General features: G+C 45.2%; 13 protein-coding genes and 1 riboswitch. Of the genes, 4 read left to right on the top strand and 9 right to left on the bottom strand.

What is annotated here, in order from left to right; all coding sequences use genetic code 11:
- The first annotated feature begins 5 nt into the window (after positions 1–5).
- Positions 6–977, top strand: coding sequence for a tRNA-dihydrouridine synthase (locus Q7P67_RS07705; protein ID WP_303851382.1), 972 nt, complete (start codon positions 6–8; stop codon positions 975–977).
- Here the strand turns inward: Q7P67_RS07705 and Q7P67_RS07700 are convergent.
- From Q7P67_RS07700 to Q7P67_RS07680, 5 genes are all read right to left on the bottom strand, one after another.
- Positions 934–2097 (bottom strand): ATP-grasp domain-containing protein, encoded by a 1164-nt coding sequence (locus tag Q7P67_RS07700; protein WP_303851381.1) that lies wholly within the window; start codon positions 2095–2097, stop codon positions 934–936. The genes Q7P67_RS07705 and Q7P67_RS07700 overlap by 44 nt on opposite strands.
- Positions 2094–4214: a Tex-like N-terminal domain-containing protein gene (locus tag Q7P67_RS07695; RefSeq protein ID WP_303851380.1), complete on the bottom strand. Its 2121-nt coding sequence runs from the start codon at positions 4212–4214 to the stop codon at positions 2094–2096. Before Q7P67_RS07695 ends, Q7P67_RS07700 begins: the two co-directional genes overlap by 4 nt.
- Before the next feature lie 68 nt (positions 4215–4282).
- Positions 4283–5506, bottom strand: coding sequence for a diguanylate cyclase (locus Q7P67_RS07690; protein WP_303851379.1), 1224 nt, complete (start codon positions 5504–5506; stop codon positions 4283–4285).
- A 54-nt stretch (positions 5507–5560) separates the two neighbouring features.
- The gene (locus tag Q7P67_RS07685; RefSeq protein ID WP_303851378.1) at positions 5561–6070 is read right to left on the bottom strand and encodes a MarR family winged helix-turn-helix transcriptional regulator; all 510 of its coding nucleotides are present in this window, start codon (positions 6068–6070) and stop codon (positions 5561–5563) included.
- 59 nt (positions 6071–6129) lie between these two features.
- Positions 6130–7014 carry a sensor domain-containing diguanylate cyclase gene (locus Q7P67_RS07680; protein ID WP_303851377.1) on the bottom strand — a complete coding sequence of 295 codons (885 nt, stop codon included), beginning with the start codon at positions 7012–7014 and terminating at the stop codon, positions 6130–6132.
- 171 nt (positions 7015–7185) lie between these two features.
- Here Q7P67_RS07680 and Q7P67_RS07675 point away from each other — a divergent pair, with 171 nt between their 5' ends.
- Both Q7P67_RS07675 and ribB read left to right on the top strand, forming a co-directional pair.
- On the top strand, positions 7186–8751 hold the full coding sequence (locus Q7P67_RS07675; RefSeq protein ID WP_303851376.1) for an EAL domain-containing protein: 1566 nt from the start codon (positions 7186–7188) through the stop codon (positions 8749–8751).
- Between the two features lie 31 nt (positions 8752–8782).
- Positions 8783–8925: riboswitch (FMN riboswitch) on the top strand.
- Positions 8926–9000: 75 nt separating this feature from the next.
- Complete coding sequence (gene ribB / locus Q7P67_RS07670; RefSeq protein WP_303851375.1) at positions 9001–9630, top strand: 3,4-dihydroxy-2-butanone-4-phosphate synthase; 630 nt, start codon at positions 9001–9003, stop codon at positions 9628–9630.
- Positions 9631–9663: 33 nt separating this feature from the next.
- Here the strand turns inward: ribB and Q7P67_RS07665 are convergent, their stop codons facing one another.
- From Q7P67_RS07665 to Q7P67_RS07655, 3 genes are all read right to left on the bottom strand, one after another.
- Positions 9664–10299 carry a cytochrome c3 family protein gene (locus Q7P67_RS07665; protein ID WP_303851374.1) on the bottom strand — a complete coding sequence of 212 codons (636 nt, stop codon included), beginning with the start codon at positions 10297–10299 and terminating at the stop codon, positions 9664–9666.
- Between the two features lie 54 nt (positions 10300–10353).
- A complete protein-coding gene (locus Q7P67_RS07660) occupies positions 10354–11886 on the bottom strand; it encodes a flavocytochrome c (RefSeq protein WP_303851373.1) in 1533 nt (510 codons plus the stop codon).
- A 333-nt stretch (positions 11887–12219) separates the two neighbouring features.
- On the bottom strand, positions 12220–13272 hold the full coding sequence (locus tag Q7P67_RS07655) for an EAL domain-containing protein (protein ID WP_303851372.1): 1053 nt from the start codon (positions 13270–13272) through the stop codon (positions 12220–12222).
- A 97-nt stretch (positions 13273–13369) separates the two neighbouring features.
- On the opposite strand from Q7P67_RS07655, the gene Q7P67_RS07650 reads away from it, so the two are divergent.
- Positions 13370–14011, top strand: a complete 642-nt coding sequence (locus Q7P67_RS07650) for a flavodoxin family protein (protein ID WP_303851371.1) — start codon at positions 13370–13372, stop codon at positions 14009–14011.
- Between the two features lie 27 nt (positions 14012–14038).
- Here Q7P67_RS07650 and Q7P67_RS07645 read toward each other — a convergent pair whose 3' ends face one another.
- On the bottom strand, positions 14039–14767 hold the full coding sequence (locus tag Q7P67_RS07645) for a hypothetical protein (RefSeq protein ID WP_303851370.1): 729 nt from the start codon (positions 14765–14767) through the stop codon (positions 14039–14041).
- Between the last annotated feature and the right edge of the window lie 332 nt (positions 14768–15099).

Below are 15099 nucleotides of genomic sequence, written 5' to 3'. Positions count from 1 at the left end.
TTGAAATGCTGAAAAATCAGCCGATGTTCGGCGCACCGCTGGCAGGGGTTTCAACACCCTCTTTCCGCAAGGTTGTGCGGCTTTTCTCCGGCGGGCTGCTCTTTACAGAGATGGTCAGCGTCGAAGGACTCATCCGCAAAGGTTCCGGCACCATGGTATTTCTGCGCACCAACGACTGCGATATGCCGCTGGGTGTTCAGCTTTTCGGAAGCCGCCATGAAAATTATGCGGATGCCGTAAAGGTTGTGCTGGATACCATCACTCCCGCCGTCATAGACATCAACATGGGCTGTCCGGTCAAAAAAGTTATCAAAACGGGCAGCGGCGCTGCTATGCTAAGGGACGAAGAGAACATAGCGAAGGTCATCAGCGCTGCAAGATCCGCCTGCGGAGACGTGCCGCTCTCAATAAAGATACGTCTCGGCTGGGACGCGGGCACCATAAACTATAACGAAATAATTAAAATAGCGCACGAAGAGGGTGCTTCGGCAGTTACTCTGCACGGGCGAACAAAAGCGGAAGGCTTTGGCGGTCAGGTACATTACGAAATGATAGCCGATGCGAAATCACGGGCAAAATTGCCAATCATAGGAAACGGCGACATAATCGATATGGAAACATACGACAGGATGCTTTCCACCGGTGTTGACGGCGTTATGATAGGGCGCGGAATGATGAAGCAGCCGTGGATATTTCAGGCGCTTGCAGACGGAAAAGATCCTGACAATTATCTGGATACTTCCAGGCTGAAAGAGCTTATCTTTAAAATCATGGAATACGAAATGCAGAATGCCAGAGGCAGCAGATATCTGGACGTTTCAAAAAAATACATAGTCTGGCTTATGAAAGGACTGCCAGGCGCGGCTTCGCTTCGAAACAGCGTATACGAGTGCCGCGACAGACGGCAGCTTGACGATATGCTGGAAAATTATTTCAGCAGTATAAAAGATATTCCGACAGATCAGAGTTCAGAATAGCTTTCAGTTCGGGCGCGTCCTCCCTGTCGGTTTCCGCGAACAGGAAACAGAACACCCCGTATTTAACAAAATCCGTCTCGCGCAGTTCAAGAACATGGGTAAAACTGCTTTTCAGCTTCTCATAATTGAATCCCAGCAGCATACTGTCATCTATCTTAGAACTTTTCTCCACAACGATCATTGCGTATACTCTGTCTCCGCATATCTCGCCAATTTCATCCCAATGGGGTTCGCGGCTCTCTGCAAAATATTCGTAAGTGTTCACACCGTATGCGAAAACAGAAATATCAGTGCAGCACCATCCGGCAAAACGCAGCGGGTTCAGCTCAACGGGAACCACTTTGCCGTTCTTGTCGATGCGCACTTCGATATGGAATGGGAAGTTTGAGACCACTGCCAGTCTGCCGAGAGAAATGAGAAATTTCCGTACCTTTTCCGATATCTCTTTAACGATAGGCACGGATGTGACATACACCCTGTCTGAAACGTCCTCCGCTCCGGCAAAATAATGTTTGAGCACATTCAGTATAACGGGTTCGCCCTCCGCATTGTAATATCCGTCAATGGCGTATTCGATACCCTCAATGACCTCTTCAATTATGAAGCTGTGGGTATTCAGAACGTCATCGGGGTAATAGTCCCTGACCTTCTGCATCTCAGCGATTATCTGCGGGCGAACAGTCTTCCATGAGTTCTCATCCTCAACGTAGTGTACGCCGAGGCTGAAAAATCCCACCGCAGGCTTTATTATGAAAGGGAACTGCAAATCCTTCGCTCTGAGTGCCTCTATCTCATGGAAGAGCACCTCTTGATAAAAAAAATCGGGGAACATACCGCTCAAAAGGTCGCGGAATTTGACTTTATTTTTAAAAAGATCAACCTTCTCAACTATATCAGAGAACATCAGATTCTCGTTTATCCAAGCGACTGCGTTCTCCGAATTTGTATATATCACGGGTTTGCTTCGAAATCTGTCCGCAAATCTTTCGGGGCTTATGAGGTGGCTGCCGGTTCCAAGAAGCTCACGCGCCATCTCGTTGTCCAATACAGGGTAATTATTCCGTTTTATTGTGTCCAGAAGCACCTTAGACACATATGGTTTGTCCAGTATAAACATCATATCCTCATGGACAGTGAGAGTCTGCCCCGTTCCTTATCTATGCTTAAAACCTTGGTTCTGACTATCTGACCGACCTTAACAACCTCTGAAGGCACCTTTACAAACTTGTCCGCAAGCTGGGAAATATGCACCAGACCGTCGTTTTTAAGTCCCACATCCACAAACGCTCCGAAATCCACAACGTTGCTTATTTTGCCCGTAAGTATGTCGCCCACGTTCAGTTCGTTAATGCTTATGACCCCTGCCTTGAATATAACAGGGTCAACATCGTCCCTGATGTCCCTGTCCGGTTTTTCAAGGTTGTCTATAATATCCTTAATAGTGTACTCGCCTATACCGAGTTTATTTGCCATGGAAGGGATGTCCTTGCCTTTTACGGCAAGTTTCACCATCTCGCATTTATCCACGCTAAGGTTCATCGCCGTGAGGAAAGCGTGCACCGCGCCATAGCTTTCGGGGTGGATGAACATACTGTCCAGCTTCTCCTGCCCGCCGTAAACCTTGAGGAAGCCCGCCGCCTGCCTAAAAGTCTGCTCGCCGACACCGTCAACGTTCATCAGTTCCTGACGCGAGGTGAAACGCCCTATTCTCTCGCGAAAACGGACTATCTTTTCCGCAAGTGATGCGCTGAGACCTGAAACGTAGGACAAAAGGGAAGCGCTGGCTGTGTTCAGGTCAACCCCTACATTATTCACCACATCTTCAACAACTTCCGTCAATGTTTTGTCAAGTTTTTTGCCCTGCACGTCGTGCTGGTACATGCCGACTCCGATAGCCTGCGGTTCTATCTTTACAAGCTCCGCCAGAGGGTCTATTACCCGTCTTGCTATGGAAACTGCACCGCGTATGGAAACGTCAAGGTCTGGGAACTCCTTCTTGGCAACGTCCCCTGCGGAATATACGCTTGCGCCGGCTTCGCTGACGATGGTGTATCTTATGTCCAGACTGTCTGATTTTATCACAGAGGCTATGAACTCCTCTGTTTCGCGGCTGGCGGTGCCGTTGCCTATGGCGACTGCATTTACGCCGAAATCTTTGACTGCTTTCAGGAAAATTCTGCGCGCACCCTCGACGTCCTCCTGCGGCTTCGTGGGATACATAACTCCGTGCCCAAGAAGCATCCCGGTCGGATCAACAACGGCGTATTTACACCCTGTGCGGAACGCAGGGTCTACACCCATAATGGTCTTGTTCTTAACGGTTGGAGTAAGCAGAAGGTTTTTCAGGTTGTCCGCGAACACCTCTATTGCTTTCAGCTCGCCCTTCTCTTTCAGTTCGCCGCGGAACTCAAGCTCAAGGGAAAGCTCTATCATCTTCTTGAACGCCTGACGCAAACACTTAACGGTTATGTCGTTCTTCACGACGCCCTTGTCCGCAGATACCTTCTGGATGGCGTTGAGGCACATCTCCTCGTCTATGACCAGTTTCAGTTTCAGTATCTTCTCGCGTTCGCCGCGAAACATGGCAAGCACCCTGTGTGGCGGTATCTCACTGAGCTTCTGTGAAAACCGGTAATAGTCCTCGTATGGGTTGCGTTCCTTGCTCTCGGTTTTCTGAGATGATTCCAGAACGCCGTAAAGAGTATAAAGCTCACGGATGCGGTTTTTCACATCCACATCGTGCCCGATGTCCTCGGTTATGATGTCCGAAGCCATGGTTATTGCAGTCTGAGCGTCAGCAACGGCTTCATTGATATACTTAGCCGCCTCATTTTCCAGACCGGAAAGATTTTCATTTGATTTGATATAGAAGGAAAGCGGCTCCAGTCCGGCTTCACGGGCTATGTCCGCTTTAGTTTTCTTTTTGGATTTATAAGGTTCGTAGAGATCTTCAACCTCTTTAAGCGTCTCTGCGGCGAGGATACGCTTTTTAAGCTCATCGGTGAGCTTGCCCCGTTCGTCGATGGCGGCGATGACCTCTTCCTTACGCTTGGCAAGGTTTTCAAGGTACTCGTACCTGTCTATGATATTGCGGATATCCTCCGCATCCATGCTCCCCGTCATTTCTTTGCGGTACCGCGCAATGAACGGAACGGTGTTCCCTTCCAGATAAAGGTCGATAACGCTGTCGATGTGGTTTTTTCTGAACTGAAATTCCTGATATAGCCTGTCTCTCATTAATCACCCGAAGATATTGTTCGTAATGGAATTATCTTACTAAAATACTGAGAGCGGGACAAGAGTTTTCAGCTTGATGAGCAGACCCTGTTTCTGCCTTCGTTCTTAGCGGTATAAAGCAGAGTGTCCGCTGTGGATATCATGTTGTCAAGCCCCTTGCCGTAGCTTGAGCATACTCCGATACTCACGGTGATATTTATCTCTATGTTATTATACGATACGCCTGAATTTTCAATCATGCTCCGCAGTCCGTCAAAATATTCGTCGTCGGCTCCCGGCTCAACATATATGCAGAACTCTTCGCCGCCGAATCGTGAAACAAGTCCGCGCCTGCCCACATATTCAGTTATCGCCTTTGATATGCTCTTTAAAACGTAGTCGCCCACATCATGCCCGAAAGAATCGTTGATGCGTTTGAAATGGTCGATATCCAGCACAGCTATGCTTTTTGATTTCTCAATGTCAAATACTTCATTCATATACATAAAGAAATATCTGCGGTTGTAAAGACCTGTCAGATAGTCTTTATATGACATATCGCGGATGTGGTCTATGAGCATCAGAGTCTGAAGGTTCTGGTTTACCCTGCAATAGAACTGTTCGGGGCTGAACGGTTTCAGCAGGAAATCATTTGCGCCGTATTTAATAAATTTTGCCGAAAGCTCCGCCGTTCCCTCTCTGGACATACCGATGAAAGCAACCTTGTCCTTGGTGAATTTTTTTCGGATGAGACGCACCAGATCGAAACCCGATATCTCAGGCATAAGGTAGTCAGATATTACTATTTTCAGATTTTCCAGCTTCATGGCGAGTTCAAACGCTTCTTTACCCGATTCGCAGGTGTGGACACGGAAAAGATGTGCCGAAAGAAGCGCCTTTATTCTGTTCCGCATCAGACGTGAATCGTCAGCAACTATAACGTCTATATTGCGGTTCAGCATCATCTGTTTAAGAAGTTTCGCGATATATATGTCGCTGTCCGGATCCTTTTTCAGAACGTAATCGACGATGTTCTTTTTCCAGATCTTTTCGCGGAGATTCTCGTCATAGTCGCCGGTGTATACGATTGCGGGAATCTTTTTATCCTGTGCAAAATCAACCATACCCGCCTGTGCGGCATCTGGAAGATTAAGGTCAACCACAGCGGCAAAATAATCAAATGCCGATGTGTATTCCATCGCCTTTGCATATGTTACGGCGTGGTCAACCTCCAGACCGGTTTCAAGTTCTATCCTTTTTTTAAGGAGAGTTCCCAGAATATTGCTGTCTTCAACAACCAGTATCTTGTCCATATGAACCTATTTCAAAAACTGAATATAGAAACCTAGCAGAAAACAAAATATTTTTTAACTGTTATTTTTGTAATTTTGCACACGTTCACTTATGGATTTCATTACAGTATTCACTAATTTTACATCTTTTTTATCATGTGTACCAAAAAGCAGAGTAAGAATAGTATAAAACTGCGCAACTGCTGATTCGTATACAGAAAGTCCCTCTTTTGTAACCGTTATTTTTTTCATGCGCCTGTCGTCACCGGACTTAACCGATCCGACATAACCGGAACTCTCAAGCCCCTTTATAACAGAGGAGGCTGTGGCACGGGAAATGCCCATATGATCTGCCAGCTCATAAGGAAAAAGTCCTTCGGGATGTGAGGCAAGAACAGAAATAGCGTTGTATCTGCTAAGAGAAAGGTTTTTCCCGCTAAAAAACTTCTCTATCTCAACCAGCATGTCGCTGGATGCCTTGAGTATGCAGAACACAGAGGTCACAGCAGAAGGGTCGATGTTTCTGTCATCGCCAGCGGCTGTTTTTATCTCTTTTTTATCAGGAATTTCTTTCAGTAGGAACATAAGCTCACCGTTTTTAATTTGATTTTACCACAAAATCAGCAAAACAGTGATAAATGATATCAGAGAATGGAGCGAACCGTGTTTTTTCCTGCAAGTTTTGCCATGCTGACTGCAATTTCAGCGCGTGAAACCGTGTTTTCATAGGCTTCATCCTGTGCTGAAACCTGAGAGCATCCGAAACTTGCCGTAAGCACCAGTTTACCCGAAGGGGTAGTTATTTCGCTTGTTTCCAGAACGCTGCGAAGTCTCTCCGCAAGTATTTCCGCCCCTTTGGAATCTGTGTCAGGAAGCAGAACGGAAAATTTGTCGCCGCCCAGTCTTGCTATCACATCCGACTGGCGCAGCACACGGCGCATCACCGAAGCAACGTGCACAAGAAGGGAATCGCAGACCTTCTGTCCGTACGTTTCCATTGTTTCGCGGAAACCGTCGAGATCAACGGAAATCACCGAATAGGTTCTGAAAGTGCGCAGAAACCTGTGATAGAAACTGTTAAGCTCCGTTATAAAAAAACTGCGGGAATAAACGCCTGTGAGCGGATCTGAAAATGACGTTTCTTTCAGTCTGGATTCAGTATTTTTCTGCTCTGTTATATCTCTGGCGAGCCATATGACACATTTTTTATCCATAAAGCTGAACGGGGCAACACGCGCCTCGAACCATATTTTTCCCGGTTCTGCTCCGCCCACACGGCAGGACGGTTCTTCGAAATCGTATTCATAAATATTGGGTTCGTCGGCGGATATCGTCTCGCGGATTATGGTAATGAACCTGTCTGCGAGCTGTCTGTCAACAACTTCATAAATATTTCTGCCAATAAGCATTTTTCCGTCGCCTGCACCTCGCCCGATAACATCGACATAGTCTCCGTTCTCGGAAAACACATATACAGGATCAGGTAACGCGCTAACCGCGGCATATATAAAATCGTGACTGTTTTTCATGTTCCGACAGCACCTCGCAATGATATAATGCGAGCTTAATTTAATATTCATGATTTCGCAACGGATATATTTACTCCTATTCCATGTAAAAGATTCACAGGAACGCCAACAATCAGTTTCATGTTTGGTATTATATGGTATTATGTATAAATTTGATTTAGCGGTAGGTTAATGAACTTCATATTTAAATTTCTCAACAAGCGGTATTCAATCAGGCTGCTTATCTTTTTCATATCTGTTTTTCTTTTTCTGTTTTTCGTGGGCGGCGCTATCCCCGTTATGCTTGAGGATTACTCTGAAAAAAACGAGAGCTATGCACATAAATATATCGGCGAAATGGATCGGATTTCCGAGGATATCAAAACGGCACTGACAAAGCTGAACGGTCTCGACATTACAAACTGCGACGACGAAATGATAAAGCAGATGCGCTTTGCCCAGTTTGAATCTAAATTCATCAAAGATATCGGATACAGTTACGGCGGCAAACTTCTCTGCACCTCCGGTTTGGGGAAGCTGGAAAAACCCTTTAATGAGCTACCGCCGGATCTTATTACCCCCGACGGTGCTCTGGTATGGCTTAAAGTTCCCATCAAACTGTTTAATTTCGAAAAAATGGCTCACGTTGTCCGTGTGGATCACTTTAATGCCGTATTCAACACCAGTGAAATAGATCAGGACGACATAACTGCATCAAACATCGCAATATATGTTGTCCAGAAAAATAAACCGCCTTATTTTTACGGCGGAAACAAAGAGCTTACTATAGACAGCTTTGTAAGAAAAAAGTCCATATACGACATGCACGGGATGAAGACCATCAGATGTTCGGAAACATCGAACATCTGTGCTGCGGTCTACGTTTCTTATTCGGAGATAATTCAGAAAGAAGCGTCCATGATATTCGGAATAGTTATGCTCTCCGCCATCAGCACTATCTTTTTCATGAAGTTTCTCTATGACCTGCTGAACAGATTCAAAGGCTTCAGAAACAGATTCCGGTTCGGGATAAACCATGAAAGAGTTCTATGCTACTATCAGCCAATAGTTGAGATGCAAACTTCAAAACTTATCGGATGCGAGGTACTCTGCCGCTGGGTGGACTTTGACGGAAGGGTTGCAACCCCTGATGAATTTCTGAACATAATAAAGGAATTGCATAAAACCAAAGAGTTCACGCAGATCATCATCGATAAATCTTTCGACGAGCTTGCGCCTGTCATAAGCAGCATCCCCGGATTCAAGATATCTTTCAACATCTTCCCCTCGGATTTTCAGTCGGAGACAATAGTGGATATGATAGGACAGTACAGGGTTAAGCACCCTGAATTGACCATCAATCTTGAACTGACAGAGGACGAACTCATTGAGCTGGCACAGGTTTCAATAGCAATAGACGAACTGAGAGCATGGGGATATGTTATATCTATAGACGATTTCGGCACAGGATATTCCAGCCTCTCATACCTGCGGGATATAAACGCGGACTATATAAAGATAGACCGTTCATTTGTACGCGAGATTGAGCACGGTTCAATAAAATCCAGCCTGATACCGAATATTGTAAACATAGCAAACGATATCGGTGCGCAAGTTATTGCCGAGGGCATTGAAAATCACAAACAGATTGAATTTCTGATGTCATACAATGTTCCGTACGGTCAGGGATATCTTTTCGGCAGACCTTGTCCTGTGGAAGAATTTTCTCAGCTCATTTGCGGAGATAAGCTCTGTTAAGTTGCAATTTTCTGTAAAATAAGTATATTAGTTATATTCTCAGGGCGGGGTGCAATTCCCCACCGGCGGTAATCCCTTTTCGGGTAGCCCGCGAGCGTCTGCCTCAAAGCAGAGACAGCAGATACGGTTAGATTCCGTAGCCGACGGTTAAAGTCCGGATGGAAGAGGATTCTTTGAATGTGTCACGCGTCCGCGCGGCTATCTTACTCTCCCAAAACGCCCTGATTCATGTAAAAAAGGAGACATATCATGAATCAGAAAGGTCTGTCAATTTTCGGAAACTCACAGCAAAGGATGGAAAAAGCTCTAGCCTCTCTGAAATCGGGCGAAGGCGTAATTGTCGTTGACGATGAGAACAGAGAGAACGAAGGGGATATCATCTATCCTGCAGAAACACTTACCACCGCTCAGATGGCAAGGCTTATCCGCGACTGCAGCGGCATCGTCTGTGTGTGCATCACAGAGGATCAGCGTAAAAGACTAGGACTTGAAATGATGACCCGTAACAACAGAAGCCAGTTCGGAACGGCTTTCACCGTTTCCGTGGAGGCTGCGGAGGGTGTTACCACAGGCGTTTCAGCCGCAGACAGACTTACAACCGTTCAGACTGTCATGAACGGCGCAAAGCTCGCCTCACCGGGACACGTTTTCCCTCTGGTTGCCAGAAGCGGTGGAGTCTTTGAAAGGGATGGACATACGGAAGCAACAATAGATTTGATGAAGCTGGCAGGATTTAAACCGTGCGGGGTGCTCTGCGAGCTGACAAACCCCGACGGGAGTATGATGAAACTGCCGGATATCACAGAATATGCGGAACATAACGGTTTCACAGTTATCAGCATCGAAGATATAAAGGAATACATAGGCGCACACGTCTGAAAAAAAAGCCGGAGCAAAAAACTCCGGCTTTTCTTATTTAGGCATAGTCATTTCAAATTTTTGGTGACAGCTCACGCAATAAGCCGTCTGTTCTGTGTGCATGTGGTGACACATACTGCACGCAACATCACCCAGATGCGACTTATGCGGGTTTCTGTCCTTAAACTCCATAGGTTCTGTCTTTTTCTGAAGATCCTCCAGCGGTCCGTGGCATACCAGACAAACGTCGTTGCTCACCTCAGCGGCGAATACCGGCAGCTCCCTGCCATGACATCCGTTACAGAACACCTGCGCATTTGCATGTTTATTATCCAGTAAAGCAGATGTCTGCCAGCTTACCATAGTATCTTTGATAAGGTCGGTCTCCTCTGTAACCTTACCCTTTTTTCCGCCCTTGACCGTGAAAGGTGCGCTTCCTTTCATCTCGTGACAGACGGAACATTCAACACCGTCGCTGTGCTTCAGGTGAATACCGGCAGCAAACGGATCTGTTTTTCCGATATCAACGCCTTTGTGACATGCAGGGCAGGTCACAGGCTGGAATTTGACCTTTTTATGGTCTTTCGGCAAAACATCCGCGGGCTGGTGGCACTCAAGGCAGGCGGGCTTCTGCGCCGCAATCACAAATCCTGAGATGCACAGCGTAATGATAAATATCAAAGTTTTCACGGCGTCACCTTATAATAAAGACGGGCGGAGCGGCAAACCCCGCCCGAAATATGTTTATTTAACAGCACTGCGTCCGGCTATCCTGCCGAAAACAACGCAGTCGGCTATCGCATTTCCTCCCAACCTGTTGTCGCCATGGATACCTCCTGTCACCTCACCACATGCAAAGAGATTAGGTATCACACTACCCCAGATATCTATTACCTGTGCGGTGTCGTTTATACGCAGACCGCCCATTGTGTGGTGCACTGCCGGCCACTGGGCGATACCGTAGAACGGTCCTTTATCTATAGGTATCATTCTGGCGGTTATTGGCTTGCCGAAATCAGGGTCTTTGCCATCTTTCAGATACTGGTTGTGCTGGTTAACGGTGGCAACCAGAGTATCAGCGGGCAAACCGAGTTTCTGTGCCAACTCAGCGATGGAATCCGCTTTGAAAAATCTGCCCTTAGCGATACCTTTATCAACTTCATCCTGTGTTCCCATAAGGGGTATCATCGACTGACAGAAGATTGAATATGTGGGTTTCATGCCTGTGTTTATCTCGGCATGTGAAACCACGTCCCTTCTTTCAAGGTCGTTTACAAACCTTTTGCCCTTCTTATCAACATAGATAAGTCCGTAACCGGGTCCTCTGAACGGATACACTGCGGGGCTGTCCAGAGTACCTGTCTCCGGTTCGGCGTAGGGATAAAGCTGAATAAAGCAAAGCTGAAGGCTGTCCGCGCCGATCGCCTGTGCATATCTCAGCATCTCACCTGTGGCTCCGGGCTGGTTAGTACAGTTAAATTCAGGCACTATCGCAGGGTTAAAGCTCATACGCATTTTTATGTCGCGTGAAAAACCGCCGCTCGCCATAATAACCGCTTTTCTGGCTTTCAGATTGCGTTTCCTGCCTTTAACGTCAACTTCAACACCAAGCACGGGCTTGTTGTCGCCCTCCTCTCTCCATATCCAGCTCACGGGCATGTTGAGCATTATTTTTGCACCGCGTTTCTCTGCGATGCGTTTAAGCGCCTCTGTATAGCCGCGTCCGACACCTTCCACACATGTGTGTGTACGGTATGCGCTGTGACCTCCGGTACGGTTAAGGATGGGACGTAGTTTAAGACCGCCTTCAGTGACCATCCAGTTCAAAGCATCGCTTGAGTTATCTGTAAGTATCTGTACAAGCTCAGGGTTTCCATAGAAGTCACCGCCTTTCAGCGTGTCTGCCTTGTGCAGTGCGGCGCTGTCGTCACCGAGCTTGAGTGTTTCACGCAGATGGATAAGATCCGTCCAGCTATTGTATTCACCGCCGTTTATGATAGAGTTACCGCCGTAAAGAGGCATTTTCTCAAGTATCACAACGTCAAGCCCTCCGGCAGCCGCTTCAGCCGCCGCAGCCAGTCCGGCGAAACCGGAACCGATTACAATCACGTCATGAGTTTTGTCCCATTTGGCAGGTATCTTTTTCGGAGCCATCGCTTCCGCTTCGGAGGGTGATAAAAGGTTCATCGCCATACCGCTTGCCGTTACCGCTGCAACTGTCATTCCGGTCTGTAAGAAACGGCGTCTTGATAGACCGCTTTCATTTTTACTTTTCATGGCAACCTCCTGAAATATGAAACGTAATCTAACAATGAATTATACACCTGCTTAAACAATTTTAATCAAATGTTGATTTATTAAACCGGCAACAGTTTTTGACTCTGATAATTCATACAAAAAAAGAGGTATTTACGTATATTGTAAATTTTGTTAAGATATGCTTTGGTAATATTAGATAAAATAATTTGATGTTGCTGAAAAATAATATAGATAATTATTATTTATTATTTTCCTCGCCGCAATATCCGGCTGAGAAATATAATCATTTAATATCGTATCAATAAAAGATTCTGACTATCTCCATAACAATAAGATTAACCGGCAGTGTTATTAAAGCTGTCTTAACGGTTCTGCCGACGGTTTCCCGAAATAATACCCCTGTGCATAATCTATTCCGAGCACTTTGAACCATTCGAATTCATCAACATTTTCAATACCTTCCGCAAGCACTTTGCATCCGGCTTCTTTTGCCATCGAAACCAGTGCTCTGGAAACAGACTGTTTCATAATGTTCTTATGAACATCACGCACAAGTTCCATATCTATTTTGATTATGTCCGGGCTAAGACTGGCAAACATGTTCAATGATGAATAACCGCTTCCTACGTCGTCCATTGCTGTTCTGAACCCTTTCTCTTTGTAAAAGCGTAAGATATTCTGAAGGTGTGCCGCACTGTCAACCTTTTCTGTTTCAACTACTTCAAAAACGATTGTGCTGGGGTCAAATTCCAACTGATGCGCCCATTTCACAGTATCTTTTAAACAAAATTCAGGGTTATATATGGAAGTGGGCAGAAAATTGATAAAGATATTTTTATTAATATTCTTAACTGCTGAGGTCTTGATTGCAGTTTCCCTGCACTGCCTGTCCAGATTGAACAACATTCCGGTCTTTTTTGCGGCATCAAACATTTTTGCAGGACTCATCATGCTCGTATCCGGTAAAACACCCCTTGAAAGGCACTCGTAACCATAGATAGTCATTGTTGAAGCATCTATTATCGGCTGAAAATGAACTGTGAATGAACCGTTCTCAAGGATCCAGATCAGATCCTTGGATAAAATAAGCGTATTCCATGAATCAAGGGATTTTGCCGCAGATGCCTTGCCGAAATCCAATATCTCGTCAACTCCCAAAGGCAGAATACTTATATTCTGTTTTTCCAGTTCAGTAAGCTCTCCGCTTGCAGCGCACCTGCTTATAACATCTGAAAAGCAGTCTGTTACAAAATGGATATATGCTCCGTGTTTTGTCGTAGAAAATGATTCATTTGCCAGTATTGAGCTAATTTTTTCCAGAATATACTCGTGGGAGGCACTTATATATATTCCCTTTGCACCTTGCGGGACGCTTGGAACTTCAGTACATTTAGCACAACTCATAATCACCTCATTAACTACTGGTTGCAAAAGTCATTTCAGGTATTTATTATAACATTTCTTTTATATATTTAAACACTACTTAATTTTGGGAGGGTATATGAAGTTTATAGCTGTTAACGGGAGCCCCAGAAAAAACTGGAACACTGCTCTGTTGCTTGAAAGTGCTGTTGAAGGGGCTAAATCTAAAGGTGCAGAAACAGAGGTAGTACATCTGTATGATATTGATTTTAAAGGATGCCACAGCTGTTTCGCCTGCAAGCTCATCGGCGGTAATAGTTATGGCAAATGTGCCGTTAAAGACGGTCTGACACCTCTTCTTGAGAAAATATCAGAAGCAGACGCATTCGTTATCGGTTCTCCTATTTATTATGCGGACGTGACAGGAGAGACCCGCTCATTTATGGAGCGCCTCTTCTATCCTTTCATGATGTATGATAAAAACTATTCAAGCATATTTCCAAAAAAGATTAAGACCGGATTCATATATGACATGAACCAGAAAGAAGAGATGATGAAGACACGCGGCTACGAGTATTTCTTTGAAATGAATAAAACGTACATGGGCAAGATATTCGGTTCCTGCGAATATATCACTGCCTGCAATACATATCAGTTCAATGACTACTCGAAATACGAATGTTCCGCATTCGATCCTGTTGCAAAGAAGGAAAGCAGAGATAATCAATTCCCAATCGACCGCCAGAAGGCTTTTGAATTGGGCGCATCACTGGTATGCTGATAATTTGAGGGGGCAGTCATGCCCCCATTATTTTATTAAAGCAAGCTGTTTTGCAGCTTCCACTGCGGCAAGACCCGCCGCAGGCTCAACAGGTGATTTAGCATCATTGTCTATTTCATAATCTATAAAACCCTCTTTAACAACTCCGAACATACTGCCGTTTATGGCAGAAGTGGCTATTTTAGCAGAAAGAATAACAGCATCCAGAAAAGACCCAGGACTGATGGGCGCATGTTTGATCTGCCCTTTACCTGTCACAGGAGTAAGTGAATACTCTCTTCCGCTAACATAGGCTTTCAGGTTAAACTCAGTCTCTGCTTCCCAGAAGTCTCCGGCAGAACCATAACCACTCCATCCGTCATCATAGATACCTATCCTGATTTTTGATATATTGCATTTAAGCATTATACTGCCGACCTCAGGAACATTATCCGCTGAAAGAAGTCTGACAGTAACACCGGTTTGCTGAAGCTGACTGAAGAAAGCAAAAGCAGCACTCTGAACGGAAAGCTGAAGCATCTTTTCACGTTCGGACTTGGGGAACCCGCCAAAATATGAAGGAGTTGGAATCCTCAATATTCCCTGATAATGAGAAACTTTTAGATAAGCATCATTATATGTGCAACCCTCAGAATAGATCACTTTGCCGGATAGTCCGCTCCGAAGCTCAGTATCTGCCGGAGGAACCACAGTATCTTTAATATTTGCACAGGAAGTCAGAATTAATAGTAAAGAAAAAAGAAAACCGATTTTCATGAAAAGCCTCATTTGTATATTTTATGTAATATAGCATTGTATATCCTATAAAACAAATCAGACTTAGAAGTGCAATCTGGTAAAATACACCTTAATAGCTGGAGTTTATGTTGTCAGCAGTCAATATGATGATCAAATAAGGGAGTGTGTATATAATTGCTTCGTCGCTTCGCTTCTCGCAAAGACGAGCAATTTTTCTCAAAAGCGAGCAGAACAAGGAAGGTTTTGAACGACAAAGGGAGTGTACGTATGTGTACATGACCGAGGAGTGAGAAAGCTGACGAAGTAATGAGACGCTTTTCAGAAAAATGGACATAAAAAATCCCTGGCGG

Origin of the sequence: Seleniivibrio woodruffii, assembly GCF_029267515.1 — a bacterium.
Taxonomy (GTDB): Bacteria; Chrysiogenota; Deferribacteres; order Deferribacterales; family Geovibrionaceae; genus Seleniivibrio; species Seleniivibrio woodruffii_A.
This window is presented reverse-complemented; position numbering and strand designations above follow the sequence as displayed.